Consider the following 20754-nt stretch of genomic DNA (forward strand, 5'->3'; position numbering starts at 1 on the left):
CGTGGGGCGACCGAACACCGCCGAGGTGAAACGGCGACTGGTCCACGCGAGCGGCTCGGGGATGCCGCTTTTGTACCTCCTCGGGCTGGTCGAGTGGCGTACCCTCGGGTATCTGTTCGTCTTCCTCGCGGCGGTCGTCAGCGTCCTCGAACTGCTCCGGCTGTTCGGCGGCCTCGACTGGGCCATCTACGACGACCTCACCCGCGAGTACGAGCAGGACAACGTCGCCGGCTACGCGCTGTACGTCTACAGCCAGACCGCCGTCGCGCTGGTGTTCGGCCCCCACGTCGCCATTCCGGGGATGCTCATGCTCACCATCGGCGACCCGATAAGCGGCCTCCTCGGCTCCGCCCCGGTCGGCGAACTGAAGTCGGCGCGGACGCTCGCGGCGATGTTCGCGGTCTGTTTCGTCCTCGCCGCGCCGTTCGTGATTCCCGTCTCGGGAGTCGTCGCGGGCGGCCTCGCCGCGGCCGTCGGAGCCGCCGGGGCGACGCTGGCCGACGGCGCGAAGCCGGTCGTCGCCGGCTACGTCATCGACGACAACCTCTCGATTCCGCCGGTCGCCTGTACCGCCATCGCGGTGACGCTCTGGCTGCTCGCCTGAGCGGAACGCGGTCGGCGTTCGGGCGTCGGTCCGTGATGCGATTTTATTTCGGTCGGCGACGAACCGGACAGTCATGACTGTCTACGAGAGCGACCTTCCGGGCGTCGGGAAGAAACACGAGGTAGAACTCGGCGACGGCTCCCGACTCGTCATCGTGACGCACAACACCGGCAAACGGGAGGTGTTCCGGCGTCCGAACGCCGACAGCGACTCCGAGAAGCTGTTCGAGCTCACCGACAAACTCGCCCGGCAGGTGGGGACGCTCCTCGAAGGCGCGTACTTCCAGCCGGTCCAGACGGAGAACATCGAGACGCTTCTCGGCGGGGACACGCTCATCGAGTGGGTGGAAGTCGGTGCCGGTTCCGAGGTAGCGGGCAAGACCCTCGGCGAGTCCGACCTCCGGCAGGCGACCGGCGCGTCCGTCATCGCCATCGAGCGCGGCGACGAGGTCATCACGTCGCCCGGCGGCGACGCGATGGTCGAAGCCGGCGACACGCTGGTCGTCATCGGTCCGAAGGCGGCCTGCCGCGACTTCACAGCGCTCGTCAAAGGGACCTGATGGCGGCGGCGCTGCTCGAATTCGGCTACCTGTTCGCCGTCCTCGCGGTCGTCGGAGCGGTCGCGCTCCGCCTCGGCCTGTCGGTGATTCCCCTCTACGTCGTCGGCGGCGTCGTCGCCGGGCCGTACGTCGCCGGGCGGTTCGGCCTCCCGTACGTCCCGAACGACGAGGTGGTGGCGATTCTGGCGGAGCTCGGTATCGTCCTCCTCCTGTTTTTCCTCGGGTTGGAGTTCAGCCTCGACCGACTCCGGTCGTCGGGGGCGAAAATCGGCCGCGCGGGCGTCATCGACCTCGCGGTGAACCTGCCAATCGGCATCGCCATCGGTCTCGTCCTCGGGTGGTCGCCGGTGGAGGCGCTGCTGCTCGGCGGCATCGTCTACATCTCGTCGTCGGCCATCGTGACGAAGACGCTCATCGACCTCGGATGGATCGCGGACCCCGAGTCGGAGCCGATTCTGGGCACGCTCGTCTTCGAGGACCTCGCCATCGCGGTCTACCTCGCGGTCGTCACCTCGCTCGTGCTCGGCGGCGACGGCGGCGTCGCGGCCATCGGTCGCTCGCTCGCCATCGCCTTCGGCTTCCTCGGCCTCCTGTTCGTGGCCGTCCAGTACGGGACGGCGCTTTTCGCCCGCGTCCTCGACGTGGAGAACGAGGAGGCGTTCGTCCTGCGGGCGCTCGCGGTCGTCGTTCCCATCTCGGGTGCGGCGCTCGCGCTCGGGGTGAGCGAGGCCGTCGCGGCGTTCTTCGTCGGGATGGGCTTTTCGACGAGCGGCCACCGGGAGCGACTCGAACACCTGCTCGTCTCGGTCCGCGACGTGTTCGCCGCGGTGTTCTTCTTCTGGATCGGCCTCGGTACCGACCCGACGCTGTTGGCGGCGGCGGCCGTCCCGCTCGCCATCGCGGTCGTCGTGTCGACGCCGTCGAAGATTCTCTCGGGCTATTTCGGCGGTCGGGCGTACGACCTCTCGGCGCACCGGTCGCTCCGGGTCGGCGTCGGGTTGGTGCCGCGCGGCGAGTTCTCGCTCGTCATCGCGGCGCTGGCCGCCGCGGGGACGACGCCGGTGATGCGCGAAATCATCCCGGCGTTCGCGGTCGGCTACGTCTTCGTCATGAGCGCGCTCGGAACGGTGCTGATGCAGCGGTCGGACCTCGTGGAGCGACTCGTGTTCCGCGGCGGCGCGGCGGACGGAGATGTCTCGACCGAGAGCGCCTGACTCGCCCCGGCGCGGCGTTTTCGACCCGTCGACGCCGACCGATCCGAACGGCCACAGAACACTTATCCGAGGAGTCGTCACGTTGCGGGTGCTATGACCCTTATCGAGTGGCTCATCATCGCAGTCGTCGTGCTCGCGATTATCGCGCTCGTGGTCGCGCTCGTCGACAACGAACTACTGGTCGAACTCGCCGGGGAGTTGCTCGACTGAGGAAACGTTTGCGTCGCCGGAAGCGTTTAATAGGGAAGACGTCGTAGCGTTTCGCAACCATGGCGACTCGCAGCACCTTCGCCACTTTTGCCCCGCTGCGAGCCGCGGCTGTCCGACCCCGACGACGGGCCCTTTAGGGCCACAATCATCATCTCCTTCGGGACACGTCGAAATCGCTAATCACCTATTTTCGTGCCTATAGGCATCTCTACTACTTAATTTCAGAAATTGAATGCAAAGAATTTATCTGTATGTCCCCGCCACAGACGAGTACATGAAGAAAGTCGCACTCGCGTTCTCGGGCGGACTCGACACAACAGTCTGCGTCCCGATTCTCGAAGAGGAGTACGGATACGACGAAGTCGTCGGCGTCACCGTCGACGTCGGCCAGCCGGAAGAGGAGTTCGAGGAGGCCTACGAGACGGCCGAGGCCCTCGGGCTGGAACACTACGTCGTCGACGCGAAACAGGAGTTCGCACAGCTCTGTCTCGACTCGGTGTGCGCCAACGCGGACTATCAGGGCTATCCGCTCGGCACCGCGCTCGCGCGTCCGGTCATCGCCAAGGCCATCCTCGGACTCGCCGAAGAGAAGGACTGTGACGGCATCGCCCACGGCTGTACGGGCAAGGGCAACGACCAGCTTCGCTTCGAAGCGGTCTGGCGCGCCTCCGACCTCGAAGTCATCGCACCCGTCCGCGAGATGGGCATGACCCGCGAGTGGGAAATCGAGTACGCCGCCGAGAAGGACCTCCCGGTGCAGGGCGGCAACGAGGGCGTCTGGTCCATCGACACGAACCTCTGGAGCCGTTCCATCGAGGGCGGCAACCTCGAAGACCCCGGCTACGTCCCGCCGGAGGACATCTACGAGTGGACCGACCAGCCGTCCGACGAGACGGAACTCATCGAAATCGCGTTCGAAGACGGCTACCCGGTCGCCGTCGACGACGAGGAGATGGAGCCCCTCGAACTCATCTCGTTCCTCAACGAGAAGGCCGGCAAGCACGGCGTCGGCCGCACCGACATGATGGAAGACCGCATGCTCGGCCTCAAGGTGCGCGAGAACTACGAGCACCCGGCCGCGACGACGCTCCTGAACGCCCACGAGGCGCTCGAAGGGCTCGTCCTCACGAAGGAGGAACGCGACTTCAAGGCCACCGTGGACAACGAGTGGTCCCAGAAGGCCTACGAGGGCCTCATCGACGCCCCGCTCGTGGGCGCGCTGAACGCCTTCCTCGAGAAGACCCAAGAGCGCGTCACGGGCACCGTGACCATCAAGTTCGAGGGCGGGCAGGCCCGCCCGGTCGGTCGCAAATCCGAGTACGCCGCGTACTCCGAGTCCGCCGCCTCCTTCAACACGGAGACGGTCGACGGCATCGAACAGGCCGACGCGACGGGCGTCGCCAAGTACCACGGCTTCCAGGCGCGCCTCGCCAACCAGAGCGCGAAGAAGGAAAAGCCCGAACTCGCCGCAGACGGCGGTAGCGACGAGTAAGATGGCAGGCGAGGACGGCGACTCCGAGGGCGTCATCCGCCGGGACCGCTTCAGCGGCGGCCCCGCCCGCGGGTTCATGTCGAGCCTCGCGGCCGACGAACGCATCTTCGAGGCCGACCTCGCCGTCGACCGGGCGCACGTCGTGATGCTCGCGTCGCAGGACATCATCGAGTCCGAGGTCGCGAGCGAGATTCTCGCCGCGCTGGACGAGGTCGAGGCCGCGGGCCACGACGCGCTTTCGGGCGGCGAAGACGTTCACGAGGCCATCGAGGCCGCCGTCATCGACATCGTCGGCCCCGACGGCGGGAAGATGCACACCGCCCGCTCGCGCAACGACGAGGTGGCGACCTGCATCCGCTACCGTCTGCGCGAGGACGTGCTTTCGGCCCTCGACGCCGCGCTCGCTCTGCGCGAGTCGTTACTCGAGACGGCCGCGGCACACACCGAGACGGTGATGCCCGGCTACACGCACCTCCAGCCCGCGCAACCGACGACGGTCGCGCACTTCCTCCTCTCGTACGAACGGGCGGTCGCCCGCGACTGCGCCCGCCTCATGTGCGCGTACGAGCGCATCAACCAGTCGCCGCTCGGGTCGGCGGCGTTCGCGGGCACGCCCTTCGACGTGAACCGCGAACTCGTGTCCGACCTGCTCGGCTTCGACCGCGTGATGGAGAACTCGATGGACGCCTCGGCGACCCGCGACTTCCTCGCGGAGACGCTGTCGGCGCTCACGACCCACGCGGTCACGCTCTCCGGCCTCGCCGAGGACCTCGTGATATTCTCGAACAAGGGCCTCGTCGAGCTGTCGGACGACTACTCGTCGACCTCCTCTATCATGCCGCAGAAGAAGAACCCCGACACGATGGAACTCGTCCGCGCCGTCGCGGGCGACGCCGTCGGGGAACTCACCGGCCTCCTGACGACGCTGAAGGGACTGCCGCGCGCGTACAACCGCGACCTGCAGCGCGCCCACAAACACGCGTTCCGCACCGTCGACGACGTGGCCGAGGCGGCCGCGGTGGCCGCCGGCGCGGTCGGGTCTGCGACGTGGCCTGAGGACGAACTCGCCGCGGCCGCGGGCGACGGCTTTTCGACCGCGACCGGCGTGGCGGACCTGCTGGCGATGGCCGGCCTGCCGTTCCGCACGGCCCACGAGGTCGTCGCGGAGGCGGCCGCCCGCTCGGAGGGAACGCCCGACGTGGCAACACTTGACGCCGTCGCTACGGACGTATTAGGTGAGTCACTCTTTACGCACGTGACAGCCGAGGCCGTCGAAGCCGCGCTCGACCCGACCGAGAGCGTGGCGAGTCGCGATTCGGTCGGCGGGCCCGCGCCCGCCGCCGTGGAGGCGACGCTCTCGACGGCCCGCGACGAGCTCTCGGACGACGCCGCCGCCGTCGCCGACGCGCGCGACTCGCTCGCCGCGGCGGCCGAGGGTCTCGAAAAGGAGGTTTCGAGCTATGTCTGAGTTCACGGACGCGACGCCCGCCGGTCTGCTCCGACGACCGCGAGCGACCGCGCCGCGACGACCGGCGGGGCTCCGACGACCCCGACCGGAACCCCGACGACGACCACGCCCGACGCGGGGGACGGGTCGACCGGTCCGACGACCGGTCCCGTCTCCGGCGTCGAGTGAGCGTGGCACCCAAGCTCGACGCGTCGTTCGGCCGACCCGTATTGTCGGCCGATTCGACAGATAACACCCGTTAGAGACTTCTTTGCGTTCATTTTTGTCGTGTAATTTTCGACGGCTTTAATACCGTCCGTCGACCAGCCACGGATGTAATGAGCGACACCATCACCGCGGAAGACCCGCTGAGTGGAGAGGAAATCGAGCTGCCTGCCGACGTCGAAGTCGGCGAAATCATCGACAGCCCCGCCACGGGCGCAGAGCTTGAGGTCGTCTCCCTCGACCCCGTGACACTCGAAGAAGCGCCCGAACTCGAAGAGGACTGGGGAGAGTAAATTGCACGTTGGACTGCTCTATTCCCGGATTCGCCGCGACGAGAAGCTCCTGCTCAACGAGCTTCGCGACCGCGGCCACGAGGTGACGAAGATAGACGTTCGGAAAGAGCAGTTCGACCTCACGGAGCCGCCGGAATCGTTCGACGGACTCGACGTGGTGGTCGACCGCTGTCTGGCGACGAGCAGGAGCATCTACATCACGCGCTTCCTGCAGTCGTACGGAATCCCGGTCGTCAACTCCCACGAGACCGCCGACGTCTGCGCCGACAAGGCGAAAAACAGCCTCGCGCTCGCGGACGCGGGCGTCCCCACGCCGAACACGAAAGTGGCCTTCACGGTCGACTCGGCGATGGAAATCGTCGAGGAGTTCGGCTACCCCTGCGTCCTCAAGCCGGTCGTCGGCTCGTGGGGTCGCCTGATGGCGAAAATCGACTCCGAGTCGGCCGCCGAGGCTATCCTCGAACACAAGTCGACGCTCGGCAACTACGAGCACAAGGTGTTCTACATCCAGGAGTTCGTCGAGAAGCCGGGCCGCGACATCCGCGTGCTCGCCACCGACGGCGAACCCGTGGCCGCGATGGTCCGCTCGTCGGACCACTGGCTCACGAACGCCGCGAAGGGCGCGAGCGTCGACGAGTTCGAACTCGACGACCGCGCGAAGGAACTCGTCAAGCAGGCGTCCGACGCGGTCGGCGGCGGCCTCCTCGGCGTCGACCTCATGGAGACGGGAGACGACTACACCGTCCACGAAGTCAACCACACCGTCGAGTTCAAGGCGCTCAACGACGCCGTCGAGACGGACGTTCCCGCGACGGTCGTCGACTGGCTCGAAGCGAAGGTCGACGGCGAGCAGTCGCTGGCGGAGGTCTCGGCGTGAGCGAACAGCTCACCGCGGGCGTCGTCGGCGGCTCCGGCTTCACCGGCGGCGAACTGCTCCGCCTGCTCGACGGCCACCCGAACTTCGACGTCGAACAGGCGACGAGCCGCTCCTACGAGCGCAAGACCGTCGGACACGTCCACCCGAACCTTCGTCACCTCGACCTCCGTTTCACCTCGCCGGAGGACCTCGAATCAGTCGACGTGCTGTTCACGGCGACGCCCCACGGCGTCTCGATGGAGCACATCGACGCCTTTCAGGACGCGGCGGACACCGTCGTCGACCTCTCTGCGGACTTCCGTCTCTCCGAGGCGGCGCAGTACGACGAGTGGTACGACGGCCACGTCTGCCCCGAATACCTCGAACAGTCGGAGTACGCGCTCCCCGAACTGAACCGCGAGAACCTCCCCGGCGCGGACCTCATCGCCGCGGGCGGCTGTAACGCGACCGCGACGATTCTCGGCCTCAAGCCGCTTTTCGACGCCGGCATCCTCTCCGGCGACGAGCAGGTCGTCGTGGACGTGAAAGTCGGCTCGTCGGAGGGCGGCGCGGGCGCGAGCAAGGCGTCGTCGCACGCCGAGCGCTCGGGCATCGTCCGCCCCTACGCGCCGACCGGCCACCGCCACGAGGCCGAAATCGAGGAGTACCTCGGCCTCTCGGTCTCGTTTACCGTCCACGCGGTCGACATGGTCCGCGGCGCGGCGGCGACCTGTCACGTCTTCCCCGACGGCCCCGTCTCGAAGGGCGACATGTGGAAAGCGTTCCGCGGCTCCTACGGCGACGAACCCTTCATGCGCACCGTCGCCGGCGGCGGCGGCGTCTACCGCTACCCGGAACCGAAGTCGGTCGCCGGGACGAACTTCGGCGAGGTCGGCTTCGAAATCGACCCCGGAAACCGACGACTCGTCGTCTTCTCGGCCATCGACAACATGATGAAAGGCTCCGCGGGGCAGGCGGTCCACGCCGCCAACATCGCGCTCGGGCTGGAGGAGACCGCCGGACTCGACTTCACCGGCTTCCACCCCATCGGCTCGCCCTGACCGCACCGCCCCCGAACGCTCGCCCCGACCCACGATTTACGCACCATTTCGACTATGACAGGATACACACGCGAGGAACTGCTCGCGGCACACGAACAGCTCGTCGACAACGAAGACAACCTCATCGCCGACGGCGGTATCGGAATCGGAGATTCCGGTACCTCGTCAGCGCTCCGTGCTGACGGCGGCAAGGAGCCGCCGGTCGTCGTCAAAATCGGCGGCGCGAAGGCCGTCGACCCGCAGGGAGCCGTCTCCGACGTGGCCCACCTCGTCGCCAACGGCACCGACGTGGTCGTCGTCCACGGCGGCTCGACCGCCGTCGACGAGACGCTCGAAGAACTCGGCGAGGAGCCGACGTACGTCGAGTCGCCCTCGGGCGTCTCCGGGCGCTTCACCGACGAGCGCACCATGGAGGTCTTCTCGATGGTGATGCCCGGCAAGCTCAACACGGACCTGACGGCGCTGTTCCGCGAGGCGGGCGTCGACGCGCTCGGCCTCTCGGGCGTCGACGGCGGCCTCCTGACCGGCCCGCGCAAGTCGGCCGTCCGCGTTATCGAAGACGGCAAGAAGAAAATCAAGCGCGGCGACCACTCCGGGAAGATTACCTCGGTGAACGCGACGCTCCTCGAAACGCTCCTCGACGGCGGCTACACGCCCGTCGTGACCGTTCCGATGCTCGCCGACGACGGCGTGCCGGTCAACGCCGACGCCGACCGCGCCGCCGCCGCGGTCGCGGGCGCGCTCGGCGCGAAGCTCGTCGTCCTCACCGACGTGAAGGGCGTCTACGCCGACCCCGACGACGAGTCCACGCTCATCGAGACGGCCGACACGCCCGAGGAGTTCTCGGCGCTCGAATCGGCCGCCGAGGGGTTCATGACGAAGAAGGTCATGGCCGCGAAGGAGGCGCTCGACGGCGGGGCCGCCGAGGTCATCGTCTCCGACGCGAACCTGAACGACCCCATCGTGACCGCGCTCAACGACGGCGGCACGCACGTGACGCCCGGTGCGCTGGTCGAAACCGAGGAGGCTGAGCAGTAATGTCTGGATTCGTCTTCAACGAGAAGCCCATCGCCATCGAGTCCGGCGAGGGGCCGTATCTCTACTCGGACGACGGCACCGAGTACCTCGACTTCGGCGCGAGCTACGCCGTCGCGGCGCTCGGCCACTCTCACCCTGCGGTCACCTCGGCGATTCAAGAGCAGGCCGCGAAGCTGACCTACGTGCAGGCGTCGTACCCCGTCGAGGTCCGCACCGAACTCTACGAGAAGCTGGCGACGCTCGCGCCCGGCGACATCTCGAACGTCTGGCTCTGTAACTCCGGCACCGAGGCCAACGAGGCGGCGATGAAGTTCGCCCGCTCGGCGACCGGCCGCCAGAAGATTATCGCCACGAAGCGCGCGTTCCACGGCCGCACCCTCGGGAGCCTCGCGCTCACGTGGAAGCAGAAGTACAAAAAGCCCTACGAGCCGGTCGCCGGCGGCGTCGAATTCGTCAGCTACGGCGACGAGGAGGAGCTCGCCGAGGCCATCGACGACGAGACGGCCGCGGTCTTCTTAGAGCCGATTCAGGGTGAAGGCGGCATCAACCCCGCCGCGGCGGAGTACCTCCAGACCGCCCGCGACCTGACCGACGACGCCGGCGCGGCGCTCGTCTTCGACGAGATTCAGACCGGTATCGGTCGCACCGGGTCGCTGTGGGCCTGCGAGAACGCCGGCGTCGTCCCCGACATCCTGACGAGTGCGAAGGGCATCGCCAACGGACTGCCGCTCGGCGCGACGCTCTGTGCCGACTGGATCGCGGACGGCGCGGCCTCCCACGGCTCGACGTTCTCCGGCGGTCCCGTGGTCTGCGCGGCGGCGAACGCCACCCTCGACACCATCGTCGAAGAGGACCTGCCCGGCCACGCGGCCGCGGTGGGCGACTACCTCACGACGGAGCTCGAAGCCGCCGTCGAGGAACACGACCTGCCGGTCCGCGAGGTCCGCGGCGACGGCCTCATGGTCGGCGTCGAGGTCAAGCGCGGCGCGAACCGCACGCTGAAGCACCTCGCGCTGTCCGAGCAGTTGCTCGCGCTCCCCGCGGGCCGGACGGTCGTCCGGTTCCTGCCGCCGCTCGTCATCGAAGAGGAACACGCCGACCGCGCGGTCGACGCCATGACGAACGTGTTATCATGAACGCCGAAATCGACCGCGAGGACGGCGGCGAGGCGGAAGCGGAGACCGAGACGGAGTCAGTGGCTGAGTCGCAGTCGCAGTCGGAGACGACGCCCGACGCCGAGGTCGATGCCGGCGTGACCCCCGACGCGGACGCCGACACCGACGCCCTCGACGAGGGCGAGTGGGTCGACGCGCGCCACCTCCTCTACGACATGGTCTCGACGCCCTCGGTTTCGGGGGACGAGGAGGCGGCCGCCGAGGTCCTGAAGGCGTTCTTCGAGGCGCACGACCGCGAGGTCTGGATAGACGAGGTCGGCAACGTCCGCGCGCCGGCCGACGACGCGGTGCTCCTCACCTCCCACATCGACACCGTCCCCGGCGACGTGCCGGTGAAGATAGAAGACGGCGTCCTCTGGGGTCGCGGCAGCGTCGACGCGACGGGGCCGCTCTGCTCGATGGCCGCGGCGGCCGTCGAGACGGGCGTCTCGTTCGTCGGCGTCGTCGGCGAGGAGACCTCCTCGCGCGGCGCGTGGCACCTCGTGGAGGACCGCGAGGAGCCCGACGCGGTCGTCAACGGCGAGCCCTCGGGCTGGGACGGCGTCACGCTCGGCTACCGCGGGTTCCTCTCGGGAACGTACATCGCGACGAGCGAACTCGGCCACTCCTCGCGCCCCGAGGAGAACGCCATCCAGTCCGCGGTCGCGTGGTGGTCCCGCGTGGCCGACTTCTTCGACGAGGAGCGCGACGGCGTCTTCGACACGGTGACGACCAAGCCCGTGACGTTCGACGGCGGCCCGACCGACGACGGTCTCGCGGTCGAGGCGACGGTGGACGTGCAGTTCCGCGTCCCGCCGCGGCTCTCCATCGACGACGTGCGCGAGGTCGCGGAGGGCGAACTCACCCGCGGCGGCGTCCACTGGAACAAGCCCATCCCGCCGGTCATGATGAGCCCGCGGACCGACGTGGCGCGGGCGTTCCGCGTGGCCATCCGCAACGTCGGCGGCGTGAAGCCCCGGCTCCTCCGGAAGACCGGGACCAGCGACATGAACATCTTCGCCGGCACGTGGGACTGCCCGATGGCGACCTACGGTCCCGGCGACTCGGACCTCGACCACGCCCCGAACGAACACCTCGACCTCGCCGAGTTCGACAGCGCCATCGACGTGCTCGTCGACGTGTGCGAGCGCCTCGCGGACGACTGAGGCGGGCGGCAGCGACGACCGACCGAGACGGCGAACCGACACGGAGACACGACACACGACACAATGCTCGAAACCACCCACTTCACCGACATCGACGACATCAGCGCATCGGAGTTAGACCGCGTCCTCACCCGCGCCGCCGACATCAAGTCCGGCGACGACGAGACGCAGCTCACCCGAGCGACGCTGGCGATGCTCTTCGAGAAGCCGAGTACCCGGACGCGTGTCTCCTTCGAGACGGGGATGACCGAACTGGGCGGCCACGCGCTGTTCCTCGGCCCCGAAGACATCCAGCTCGGCCACGGCGAGCCGCTTTCGGACACCGCGCGCGTGCTGGGTCGCTACGGCGACGCCATCATGGTCCGCCTGTTCGACCACGAGGACCTGCTCGAAATCGCCGAGCACTCCGACGCGCCGGTCATCAACGGCCTGACCGACGACGCCCACCCCTGCCAGACGCTCGCCGACCTGCTCACCATCCGCGAGCACGTCGGCGACTTCGACGAGGTGTCCGCGGCGTGGGTCGGCGACGGCAACAACGTCGGCCAGTCGTTCGTCCTCGGCTGCGCGATGGCCGGCATCGACCTCACCGTGGCGACGCCGCCGGACTACGGCGTCGACGACGACGTGCTCGAAAAGGCCGCCGAACTCGGCTCGACGCCGACGATTACGACCGACCCAGAGGAGGCCGTCGCCGACGCGGACGTGGTCTACACCGACGTGTGGATTTCGATGGGCCAGGAGGACCAGCGCCACGAGAAACTGCAGGCGTTCGAGGGATTCCAACTCAACGAGGACCTGCTTTCGGGCACCGACGCGAAGGTCATGCACTGCCTGCCGGCCCACCGCGGCGAGGAGATTACCGGCGACGTGCTCGAAGGCGAGCGCTCGCTCGTCTGGGACCAGGCGGAGAACCGCCTGCACGCCCAGAAGGGACTCATCGTCGAACTGCTCGAAGAATAGCAATCGGCTCCGCGGCGGTCGGGTCTCTTCTCAGAAGACGCCGTCGAGCGCGGGAACAGCGGTGTCGGGGGCTCCGAGCCTTTTAATCGGATGGCGGCCGAGATTCTCCCGTGGCCCACGCCAACGGCGCACCCGACGACGGCGACGCGGACGGAGCGTGGCGGTTCTTCCCGTACGACGAGCCCTACCCCAATCAGGAGGCGGCGATGTCCGGCATCGCCGACGCCCTCGACGACGAGCGGAACGTCCTCCTCGAAGGGGCGACCGGGACCGGGAAGACCATCTCCGCGCTCGTGCCCGCGCTCTCGTACGCCCGCGAGCACGACAAGACGGTCGTCATCACGACGAACGTCCACCAGCAGATGCGCCAGTTCGTCGAGGACGCCCGCGCCATCACCAGAGAGGAGGCCATCCGGGCGGTGGTGTTCCGCGGGAAGTCCTCGATGTGCCACATCGACGTGGGCTTTCAGGAGTGTCAGACCCTCCGCGATACGACCCGGAGCATCGTCGAAAAGGAGTCCGACAGGGCAGAACTCTCCGAGCAGGCGCAGTCGCTCCTCGACGGGATGCGCGAGGGCGAGTCCGGCGCGGCCGACGCGCGGAGCGCCGTCACGGACGAACTCGACAGCATCGACGACGAGCTGGAGGAGTTGAAGGAGGGCAACTACTGCGAGCACTACTACAACAACCTCGCGCGGAACACCGACGAGTTCTTCCAGTGGCTGTTCGACGACGTGCGGACGCCCGACGAGATTTTCGAGTACGCCGGGAAGCAGAACCTCTGCGGCTACGAGCTACTCAAGGAGGGCATGGAGGGCATCGACCTCGTCGTCTGCAACTACCACCACCTGCTCGACCCGATGATACGCGAGCAGTTCTTCCGGTGGTTGGACCGCGACCCCGACGACGTGATTACGGTGTTCGACGAGGCGCACAACATCGAGAGCGCGGCCCGCGACCACGCCAGTCGCGCGCTCACCGAGAACACGCTCGAGAGCGCGATGAACGAGCTGGAAGACGAAGACGACTCGCGGGCCGAGAGCGCCCGCAACGTCATCGGGACGTTCCTCGACTCGCTTCGCGACAGCTACGAGGAGGCGTTCGGCTTCGGCGAGCGCGAGCAGGTCGGCGAGAACTGGTACGACCTCTCTATCGCCAATCAGGGCCGCCGAGACGACCTGACGATGGAGTTCCTGCAGTCCTACGAGGGCCGCGGCATCGACGTGGAAGTCGAACTCGCGCTCCAGTTGGGCAAGCAGTTGGACGAACAGTACGAAGACGCGTACAAGAACGGCGAGGCGACGACGCGCAAGGAGTGCCAGACGCTGCAGGCGGCGAACTTCATCGCCGACTGGACGGAGATGGGCGGCGAACTCGGCCGCCATCCGATGCTGTCGGTCCGCCGCGACGGCGGCACCGACGAGATTTACGGCCGCGCAGAGCTGTACACCTGCATCCCGAGAGAGGTCACGAAAGAGCTGTTCGAGGAAGTTCACGCGAGCATCCTGATGTCGGCGACGCTCCGCCCGTTCGACGTGACGGAGGGGACCCTCGGGCTCAAAAACCCCGTCACGATGGCCTACGGCCTCGAATACCCCGAGGAGAACCGACGGACGTTTTCGGTCTCGCTGCCCGCGCTGTTCTCTTCCGAGCGCGACGACCCCGGCACGCAGGAGACCATCGAGGGGATGCTGGCCGACGCCGCCACGTTCACGCCGGGCAACACGCTCGTGTTCTTCCCGTCGTACGCCGAGGCGGAGCGCTACCACGAGCGTCTGCGGGCAAACCCGGACGTCGGCGCGGAGCTGTTCTTGGACGAACCGGGCGTCCGCGCCGAGGAGCTGCGCCGGGAGTTCGTCGACAAGAACGGCGCGGTGCTTCTCACCTCGCTTTGGGGGACGCTCGCCGAGGGCGTGAGCTTCGACGGCGACGACGCCCGGACGGTCGTGGTCGTCGGCGTTCCCTACCCGCATCTCTCCGAGCGACTGGAGGCGGTACAGGACGCCTACGACCGCGCCTACCGCGGTAAGAAGGACGCCGGCTGGCGCTACGCCGTCGAGATTCCGACGATTCGGAAGACCAGACAGGCGCTCGGCCGAGTCATCCGCGCGCCCGACGACTTCGGCGTTCGCGTGCTGGCCGACAAACGCTACACCCGCGAGAGCTCCTCGATGGGCAAGTACGGCGTCCGCGGGTCGTTCCCGGTCGAAGAGCGCGCCGAGATGGTCGACATCGCGCCGAACAAGCTCAAGTTCGCGATGCTGAACTTCTACAACGACCGCGACGCCTACGACGGCGACCCGCCGCGGCCCTGAGCGGGTCGCGGTCGGCGCGAAAAGTCGGCCGCGACCGCCGTGCGATTCTTACCTGTTCGAACCAACACAGGGTGATGAGTGCGACCCCTCCCGGACCGAAGGGCCTCCCGTTGTTCGGCGCGAGCAGACAGTACGCCCGCGACCCGTTTACGTTCCTGACGGCCGTCGCGGACGCCTACGGCGACGTGGTCCACTTCGACCTCGGCCCGCTCGACACCTACATGCTCACGAATCCGGCGGACGTCGAGACGGTGCTCGTGAGCGAGGCGTCGAAGTTCAGGAAGCCGCAGTTCCAGGACCGCGCCATCGGCGACCTGCTGGGCGACGGCCTGCTCATGAGCGAGGGCGCGACGTGGAAGAAACAGCGCCAACTCGCCCAGCCGGCGTTCGACGTGCGGCGCATCTCGACGATGACCGGCATGATGACCGACCGGACGGAGTCGATGCTGTCGTCGTGGGGCGACGGCGACGTGGTCGACGTGCAACTGGAGATGGCGCGGCTGACCGTCGAGATAATCGTCGACGCCATGTTCGGCACCGACCTCGACGACGAGCGCGTCCGGCGGGTACAGGAGAACCTCGAACCGCTCGGGGCGCGGTTCGAACCCGACCCGCTTCGGTTCCTGACGCCCGACTGGGCCCCGACGCGGGAGAACCGCCAGTACAAGGAGGCGCTGTCCGAACTCGAATCGCTCGTCTGGGACATCGTCGAGGAGCGCCGCGGGACCGAGTACGGCGAGACGCCGGCGTCGTCGGTGCCCGCCGACGCGACGGGCGACGACCGACCGATGGACCTGCTTTCGATTCTGCTCCGCGCCTACGACGAGGGCGAGCAGACCGAGAAGAACCTCCGCGACGAGCTGATGACGATGCTCCTCGCGGGCCACGACACGACGGCGCTGACGCTGACGTACGCGTGGTACCTGCTCTCGCAGCACCCCGAGGCGGAGGCGAAGCTCCACCGCGAACTGGACGAGGTGCTCGGCGGGCGGACGCCGACGTTCGAAGACGTTCGGAAGCTGGAGTACACCGAACGCATGCTGAACGAGGCGATGCGGCTGTACCCGCCGGTGTACGTCATGTTCCGCGAGCCGAAGGTGGACGTTCGTCTGGGCGGCTACCGCGTCCCGGAGGGCTCGGCCATCATGCTCCCGCAGTGGGTCGTCCACCGCTCGGAGCGCTGGTGGGACGACCCGCTTTCGTTCGACCCGGACCGCTGGGCACCCGAGCGGGCCGGCGACCGCCCGCGCTTCGCGTACTTCCCGTTCGGCGGGGGGCCGCGCCACTGCATCGGCAAGCACCTCTCGCTGCTCGAAGGGCGGCTCATCCTCGGCACCGTCGCCCAGCGGTACGAACTCGACTACGTCCGCGACGAGCCGTTCTCGCTTCGCGGGTCGCTGACGATGCACCCCGAAGAGCCGATGGGGATGCGGCTCCGGGCGCGCGACTGACGAGGCGGGACGGGGTGACACACCGGCGGTCGTCGCTTCGCCGACGGCGACGCGGTCGAATCCCCCCGTCAGGCCGGAAGCGAAATCGAGGCCGCGGTCTCGCGGAACGACGAGTCGTAGATGTCGAGCTGCGAGACGGTCCACTCGACGGGCTCGATGGACTGGCTCGCGACCGCGCGGGCGTCCGCGAGACTGCCGCCGCGGGCGAGCGTGACGTGCGGGACGTAGTCGTCGCCCTCCAGTCCGTCGACAGCGCCGAACTCGTCGGTGAGCGCGCGGTGCAGGTCGGCGAGGCCGGGGCTCTCGACAGCGAGATAGACGACCGGCGCGGCTCCGCGCGGCGGCGCTTCGAAGAATCGGACGTCGGTCACGCGGGCTTCGAACGCCGGCTGACCGGCGAGCACGCGCCGCAACTGTTCGTGTAAGCGGTCGAACTCGGTGTCTTCGAACCGCTTGCAGACGAGCGTGTGCCGGTCGCGAACCCGGTCGAACGGGGCGAGGTACGGAAACAGGTCGGACGCGAGGCGGGCGACCCGCCCCGGAACCGGGACGTTCAGACTGTACACGCCCGTGACTCACGCGAGAGACACAAAGGCGTATCGTCGCAGCGGGGGGTCAGATTCGGTCGAGCAGCCAGAGGACGATGAGCGCCGCGACGACGAGTCCCAGAATCGGCTGGAGCGGGCCGAGCAACGCGCCGAACAGCCCGAGCACCTCGCCGATGATTTCGAGCACGAGCCAGACGAGGACGAGCAGGAGGATGATTTTCAGCAGGTCCTCCACGTCGATTCGGCCGCGGTTCGTTCGCATACGGGGCGGTGGGTCGTTCGCGGACAAATAGCTGGTGGCCGGGTAGCTTTATTCCGCTTCGGTGTCACTCTCCACCATGGACAGCCTGTTCTACCAACTCGGGAAGCTCTCGGCGTCCTCGTCGTCGGGCGCGGGGCCGGTCGACAGCGAGCCCGGCCGAATCCCGCGTTGGCTTGGTCCCCTCGCCGTCGCGGTAATCGTCTTCGGCATCGCCGTCGTCGTCTTCCCCGTCACGCCGCTGACGCTCGCGGGATACGTCGTCCTCGCGCTCGCCGTCGCCGCGGTGTACGACGCGGTCGAAATCGTGCAGGCGTACGAAAAGCGGACGCTGACCGTGTTCGGCGACTACAAGGGCATCCTCGAACCGGGGCTGAACGTCGTCCCGCCGTTCGTCTCGAAGACCTACCGCTTCGACATGCGAACCCAGACGCTCGACGTGCCCTCCCAAGAGGCCATCACGGAGGACAACTCACCGGTGACGGCGGACGCCGTCGTCTACATCCGCGTGATGGACCCCGAGCGCGCCTTCCTGCAGGTCGACAACTACCGCCGGGCCGTCTCGCTGCTCGCGCAGACGACGCTGCGGGCCGCCCTCGGCGACATGGAACTCGACGACACGCTGGCGCGCCGCGACCACATCAACGCGCGCATCCGCCGGGAACTCGACGAGCCGACCGACGAGTGGGGCGTCCGCGTCGAATCCGTCGAGGTCCGCGAGGTGAAGCCCTCGAAGGACGTCGAGAACGCGATGGAACAGCAGACCTCCGCCGAGCGCCGCCGCCGCGCCATGATTCTCGAAGCGCAGGGCGAACGTCGCTCCGCCGTCGAGAAGGCGCAGGGCGACAAGCAGTCGAACATCATCCGCGCACAGGGTGAAAAGCAGTCGCAGATTCTCGAAGCGCAGGGTGACGCCATCTCGACGGTCCTCCGGGCCCGCGCGGCGGAGTCGATGGGCGAGCGCGCCATCATCGACAAGGGCATGGAGACGCTGGGGAACATCGGCACCTCGCCGTCGACGACGTACGTGCTGCCGCAGGAACTCACGTCGCTGCTCGGCCGCTACGGGAAGGGGCTGACCGGCTCCGATATACAGCAGGCCGCGGGCCTCGAAAGCAAGGCGTTCGACGAGGAGACCCGCGAACTCCTCGGCCTCGACGACATCAGCGAGATACTCGGCGAGTTGGACGGCATCGAGACGGCGGACATCTCCGCCGACGCGGTCGATATCGAAATCGAAGACGGCGGCGTCGAGGCTGAGCGGGTCGAGTGAGCGAAAAATCGAATACGCGAAGCAGTCGCGATTCCACCGACGCGCCGAGGGGCCGGTGCAGCGTCGTGTCCGGTCTGCGGGGCGACCGGCGCGAGCCCCGTCGTCCGGCCGTCGCGGTTCGGCGAGGCGCGGGACGGACGTGAAACGGGAGCCGCTCGGGTCGTCGGCGTCGGAATCGGCGACTGATTCCCCGTCGCTCGTCGCGGTCGAACGGGAGTCGGAACCCTCGGGAACGTCCCCCCGCACGCGAACGAGAGATGGGTGTCGGCGTCCCACCACCTGTCTGCGGTTCGCGCAGACACCGTTCGATACGTAATAAACACTATTAATTGTCTAGGTCGTTGAAATGTGAGGGGGCGTTTGTCGACAATCGACAACCCGAGCGATTAATCGCCTTTATTTCTATTTTTCAGTACGTAGAATAATTTAACCACGTCCGTCTCAGATCGTGTGGTATGCAACAGCAGTCGTCGGTCGGCACGCGGTCGCTGTCGGCGTCCCGCGCCGAGATGAGCGAGATTTTGATGCCCAACGACACGAACAACCTCGGTCGCGCCCTCGGGGGGCGGATTCTGGAGTGGATGGACGTCTGCGGGGCCATCGCCGGGCGACGCTTCGCCGAGCGGCAGGTGGTCACGGCGTCGATGGACCACGTGGACTTCCTCGCACCCATCGACGTGGGCGACGTGGTGACCGTCGAGGCGTACGTCTTCGACACCGGTCGCACCAGCATGGACATCAAGGTCGACGTGACCGCCGAGCGACCGAGCGAGGGCGACCGCCGCGAGACCATCACCTCCTTTTTCACGTTCGTCGCGCTCGACGACGACGAGAAGCCGAGTCCGGTTCCGGACCTCGTCTGCGACTCCCAAGAGGAGCGCGAACTGCGCGACGCGGCGCTTCAGAAGCGCCGCGAGCACCGCGCCGCGCTGGCAGAAGAGTTCGAGTAACGCGGACCGCGAGAGGTCGCGGCGCTTATTCTTCGTCCGCCGCGCGGACGGTCAACACCGGCGCGTCCGACTGGCGGACGACGCGCTCCGTGACGGAGCCGACGAGGTAGTGGTCGAGGCCGGTTCGACCGTGGGTCGCCATCACGACGAGGTCGACCTCGGCGTCGGCGGCGTAGTCGACGATAGTCGAGTGAGGCACGCCCTCCTCGACGATGCGTTCGGTCTCGACGCCGTCGGGGAGCGCCTCGACGGCGGCGTCGGCCGCCGACTCCGCGCGGTCGAGTTCGGACTTCTCCCACACGTCCGGCGCGATGCCGGCCGAGGGCGACTCGAAGCGGTTGCGCGAGTCGGCCACGGACAGGACGTGGACCGTCGCGCCGTACGTTTCGGCGAGGGTCGCCGCGTGCTCGATGGTCGCATCGGTCGCGTCGCTACCGTCGGTCGGAAGCAGGATGTGGTCGTACATGGGTGAGGGTTCAGAATCGAGGACTGTGAAAGTGGTGCCGGTGAAAACGGTTCGAGCGGGTCGTTAGATGCCCAGCGCCATCATGAACAGCGCAATCGAGATGACGGCGAAGAGAACGCCGACGAAGTTCTTGATGACGTCAGTCTCCAGCGCGTTCGACACGTAGGGCGCGATTTGGCCGCCGAGGACCGTCGCGGGGACGGTGAAGACGACCATGTTCCACGGCGTCGTCGCGAGGCTCAGTGAGTGACCGCCGACGATGCCGCCGCCGAAGACGTGGACGAGCGACGCCAGGATGGCGGTCAGCGCGACCACGATGTGGTTCGTACCGATGGCGACGCGGACGGGGACTTTCGTGCTGAGCATCGAGATGATGCCGAGTTCGCCGACGCCGAAGCCGGCGAGGCCCTGGAACATCCCGCCGACGCTGTAGTTAGCGAAGCGGCGCAGGTAGCCGCCGCGGGTGTACGTGTAGTCGTCGCCCTCGCGGTCGACGCGGGTGACGGTCCCGTCGTCGGCCGTGTGGACGCCCGCGGGACCGAGCTTACCGGGGTCGTTGGGGAGGCTCGCGGAGACGGTGCCGCCGTCGGTGGCCGCGGCGTGGTCGGAGTCCGACGAGCCGGGTTCGTCGTGGCCGAGGTCGGCGTTGAACAGCAGGTAGGACGCGGCGAGCAGCGCGATTCCGAGCAGCGCGTGGAACACCACGTCGGGGATGACGAACGACAGGAGCGCGCCGCCGACGACGAACGGAATCGAGCCGCCGACGAGCGTCAGCGCCAGTCGACGGTCGACGAGGCCGTACTGGATGAAGGCGACGGCCGAACTGGAGAGGCCGAACGCCTCGCTGATGAGGCCCACCTTCACCAGCGTCGACGAGTCGAGCGGGTGCGCGAAGATGGGGAAGATGAAGATGAGGAACGGGACGAAGAGCGCCGACCCGCTGATGCCGACCGTGTTCACGATGGTCGCGCCGGTGAGGAACACCGGGAACAGCCACCAGTACTGGAGCCAGTACTCCATGCCTGCACCCGACGGCGTCGGTGCCATGGTGAACACCGAGGCGAGGAACAGCAGGGGAGCGATGAACACGAGGATGTGTTGGTACTTCAGGAACGACTTCTGGACGTGACTGAGAGACTGAGAGCTCATGGTTCTCGTTGTTATCAGTACGCAGTAGCGTTCGCGTGCACTCGCGTGGAGTGGCACGCCG

General features: G+C 67.6%; 20 protein-coding genes. 16 read left to right on the forward strand and 4 right to left on the reverse strand.

The window, feature by feature from the left end; all coding sequences use genetic code 11:
* Position 1 precedes the first annotated feature (1 nt).
* The 14 genes from DEQ92_RS08440 (at position 2) to DEQ92_RS08510 (ending at position 16048) form a co-directional block, all read left to right on the forward strand.
* Entirely contained in the window at positions 2 to 604 is a 603-nt protein-coding gene (locus tag DEQ92_RS08440) for a hypothetical protein (RefSeq protein WP_004973990.1), read from the forward strand.
* A gap of 73 nt (positions 605 to 677) precedes the next feature.
* Positions 678 to 1163, forward strand: a complete 486-nt coding sequence (locus tag DEQ92_RS08445; protein ID WP_004973991.1) for a cation:proton antiporter regulatory subunit — start codon at positions 678 to 680, stop codon at positions 1161 to 1163.
* Positions 1163 to 2377 carry a cation:proton antiporter gene (locus DEQ92_RS08450; protein ID WP_004973992.1) on the forward strand — a complete coding sequence of 405 codons (1215 nt, stop codon included), beginning with the start codon at positions 1163 to 1165 and terminating at the stop codon, positions 2375 to 2377. The genes DEQ92_RS08445 and DEQ92_RS08450 overlap by 1 nt, the downstream gene beginning before the upstream one ends.
* A gap of 484 nt (positions 2378 to 2861) precedes the next feature.
* Complete coding sequence (locus DEQ92_RS08455) at positions 2862 to 4079, forward strand: argininosuccinate synthase (RefSeq protein ID WP_115820653.1); 1218 nt, start codon at positions 2862 to 2864, stop codon at positions 4077 to 4079.
* A 1-nt stretch (position 4080) separates the two neighbouring features.
* Positions 4081 to 5547, forward strand: a complete 1467-nt coding sequence (gene argH, locus DEQ92_RS08460) for an argininosuccinate lyase (RefSeq protein ID WP_115820654.1) — start codon at positions 4081 to 4083, stop codon at positions 5545 to 5547.
* A 317-nt stretch (positions 5548 to 5864) separates the two neighbouring features.
* Positions 5865 to 6044 carry a lysine biosynthesis protein LysW gene (gene lysW, locus DEQ92_RS08470; RefSeq protein WP_004045057.1) on the forward strand — a complete coding sequence of 60 codons (180 nt, stop codon included), beginning with the start codon at positions 5865 to 5867 and terminating at the stop codon, positions 6042 to 6044.
* Between the two features lies 1 nt (position 6045).
* A complete protein-coding gene (lysX, locus tag DEQ92_RS08475; protein ID WP_004973995.1) occupies positions 6046 to 6921 on the forward strand; it encodes a lysine biosynthesis protein LysX in 876 nt (291 codons plus the stop codon).
* Positions 6918 to 7961, forward strand: a complete 1044-nt coding sequence (gene argC / locus DEQ92_RS08480) for an N-acetyl-gamma-glutamyl-phosphate reductase (RefSeq protein WP_004973998.1) — start codon at positions 6918 to 6920, stop codon at positions 7959 to 7961. Before lysX ends, argC begins: the two co-directional genes overlap by 4 nt.
* 54 nt (positions 7962 to 8015) lie before the next feature.
* Positions 8016 to 8999 (forward strand): acetylglutamate/acetylaminoadipate kinase, encoded by a 984-nt coding sequence (locus DEQ92_RS08485; RefSeq protein ID WP_004973999.1) that lies wholly within the window; start codon positions 8016 to 8018, stop codon positions 8997 to 8999.
* Positions 8999 to 10135 (forward strand): aspartate aminotransferase family protein, encoded by a 1137-nt coding sequence (locus DEQ92_RS08490; RefSeq protein WP_004974000.1) that lies wholly within the window; start codon positions 8999 to 9001, stop codon positions 10133 to 10135. Before DEQ92_RS08485 ends, DEQ92_RS08490 begins: the two co-directional genes overlap by 1 nt.
* Positions 10132 to 11319: a [LysW]-lysine hydrolase gene (locus tag DEQ92_RS08495; RefSeq protein ID WP_115804367.1), complete on the forward strand. Its 1188-nt coding sequence runs from the start codon at positions 10132 to 10134 to the stop codon at positions 11317 to 11319. Before DEQ92_RS08490 ends, DEQ92_RS08495 begins: the two co-directional genes overlap by 4 nt.
* Before the next feature lie 63 nt (positions 11320 to 11382).
* Entirely contained in the window at positions 11383 to 12282 is a 900-nt protein-coding gene (gene argF / locus DEQ92_RS08500) for an ornithine carbamoyltransferase (RefSeq protein ID WP_004974002.1), read from the forward strand.
* 110 nt (positions 12283 to 12392) lie between these two features.
* On the forward strand, positions 12393 to 14597 hold the full coding sequence (locus DEQ92_RS08505; protein WP_115804364.1) for an ATP-dependent DNA helicase: 2205 nt from the start codon (positions 12393 to 12395) through the stop codon (positions 14595 to 14597).
* Between the two features lie 74 nt (positions 14598 to 14671).
* Positions 14672 to 16048: a cytochrome P450 gene (locus DEQ92_RS08510; protein WP_115804363.1), complete on the forward strand. Its 1377-nt coding sequence runs from the start codon at positions 14672 to 14674 to the stop codon at positions 16046 to 16048.
* A 68-nt stretch (positions 16049 to 16116) separates the two neighbouring features.
* Here the strand turns inward: DEQ92_RS08510 and DEQ92_RS08515 are convergent, their stop codons facing one another.
* The gene (locus DEQ92_RS08515; RefSeq protein WP_004974005.1) at positions 16117 to 16614 is read right to left on the reverse strand and encodes a 2'-5' RNA ligase family protein; all 498 of its coding nucleotides are present in this window, start codon (positions 16612 to 16614) and stop codon (positions 16117 to 16119) included.
* Positions 16615 to 16663: 49 nt separating this feature from the next.
* Entirely contained in the window at positions 16664 to 16858 is a 195-nt protein-coding gene (locus DEQ92_RS08520) for a hypothetical protein (RefSeq protein ID WP_004974006.1), read from the reverse strand.
* 76 nt (positions 16859 to 16934) lie between these two features.
* Here DEQ92_RS08520 and DEQ92_RS08525 point away from each other — a divergent pair, with 76 nt between their 5' ends.
* The gene (locus tag DEQ92_RS08525; protein WP_115804362.1) at positions 16935 to 18128 is read left to right on the forward strand and encodes an SPFH domain-containing protein; all 1194 of its coding nucleotides are present in this window, start codon (positions 16935 to 16937) and stop codon (positions 18126 to 18128) included.
* 455 nt (positions 18129 to 18583) lie between these two features.
* The gene (locus tag DEQ92_RS08530; protein ID WP_004974008.1) at positions 18584 to 19078 is read left to right on the forward strand and encodes an acyl-CoA thioesterase; all 495 of its coding nucleotides are present in this window, start codon (positions 18584 to 18586) and stop codon (positions 19076 to 19078) included.
* A gap of 25 nt (positions 19079 to 19103) precedes the next feature.
* Here DEQ92_RS08530 and DEQ92_RS08535 read toward each other — a convergent pair whose 3' ends face one another.
* Complete coding sequence (locus DEQ92_RS08535) at positions 19104 to 19544, reverse strand: universal stress protein (protein ID WP_004974009.1); 441 nt, start codon at positions 19542 to 19544, stop codon at positions 19104 to 19106.
* 63 nt (positions 19545 to 19607) lie between these two features.
* Positions 19608 to 20693 carry a sulfite exporter TauE/SafE family protein gene (locus DEQ92_RS08540; RefSeq protein WP_008090981.1) on the reverse strand — a complete coding sequence of 362 codons (1086 nt, stop codon included), beginning with the start codon at positions 20691 to 20693 and terminating at the stop codon, positions 19608 to 19610.
* Positions 20694 to 20754 lie beyond the last annotated feature (61 nt).

Origin of the sequence: Haloferax sp. Atlit-6N (assembly GCF_003383195.1) — an archaeon.
GTDB classification, from domain to species: Archaea; Halobacteriota; Halobacteria; order Halobacteriales; family Haloferacaceae; genus Haloferax; species Haloferax gibbonsii.

Bases quoted from the DNA above. Each gene is read 5' to 3' on its own strand.
- lysW (WP_004045057.1), top strand. From the start codon at position 5,865: ATGAGCGACACCATCACCGCGGAAGACCCGCTGAGTGGAGAGGAAATC.
- DEQ92_RS08490 (WP_004974000.1), top strand. From the start codon at position 8,999: ATGTCTGGATTCGTCTTCAACGAGAAGCCCATCGCCATCGAGTCCGGC.
- DEQ92_RS08525 (WP_115804362.1), top strand. From the start codon at position 16,935: ATGGACAGCCTGTTCTACCAACTCGGGAAGCTCTCGGCGTCCTCGTCG.
- DEQ92_RS08445 (WP_004973991.1), top strand. From the start codon at position 678: ATGACTGTCTACGAGAGCGACCTTCCGGGCGTCGGGAAGAAACACGAG.
- DEQ92_RS08485 (WP_004973999.1), top strand. From the start codon at position 8,016: ATGACAGGATACACACGCGAGGAACTGCTCGCGGCACACGAACAGCTC.
- DEQ92_RS08535 (WP_004974009.1), bottom strand. From the start codon at position 19,544: ATGTACGACCACATCCTGCTTCCGACCGACGGTAGCGACGCGACCGAT.
- DEQ92_RS08510 (WP_115804363.1), top strand. From the start codon at position 14,672: ATGAGTGCGACCCCTCCCGGACCGAAGGGCCTCCCGTTGTTCGGCGCG.
- DEQ92_RS08495 (WP_115804367.1), top strand. From the start codon at position 10,132: ATGAACGCCGAAATCGACCGCGAGGACGGCGGCGAGGCGGAAGCGGAG.
- DEQ92_RS08540 (WP_008090981.1), bottom strand. From the start codon at position 20,693: ATGAGCTCTCAGTCTCTCAGTCACGTCCAGAAGTCGTTCCTGAAGTAC.
- argF (WP_004974002.1), top strand. From the start codon at position 11,383: ATGCTCGAAACCACCCACTTCACCGACATCGACGACATCAGCGCATCG.
- DEQ92_RS08530 (WP_004974008.1), top strand. From the start codon at position 18,584: ATGCAACAGCAGTCGTCGGTCGGCACGCGGTCGCTGTCGGCGTCCCGC.
- DEQ92_RS08520 (WP_004974006.1), bottom strand. From the start codon at position 16,858: ATGCGAACGAACCGCGGCCGAATCGACGTGGAGGACCTGCTGAAAATC.
- DEQ92_RS08455 (WP_115820653.1), top strand. From the start codon at position 2,862: ATGAAGAAAGTCGCACTCGCGTTCTCGGGCGGACTCGACACAACAGTC.
- DEQ92_RS08450 (WP_004973992.1), top strand. From the start codon at position 1,163: ATGGCGGCGGCGCTGCTCGAATTCGGCTACCTGTTCGCCGTCCTCGCG.
- argH (WP_115820654.1), top strand. From the start codon at position 4,081: ATGGCAGGCGAGGACGGCGACTCCGAGGGCGTCATCCGCCGGGACCGC.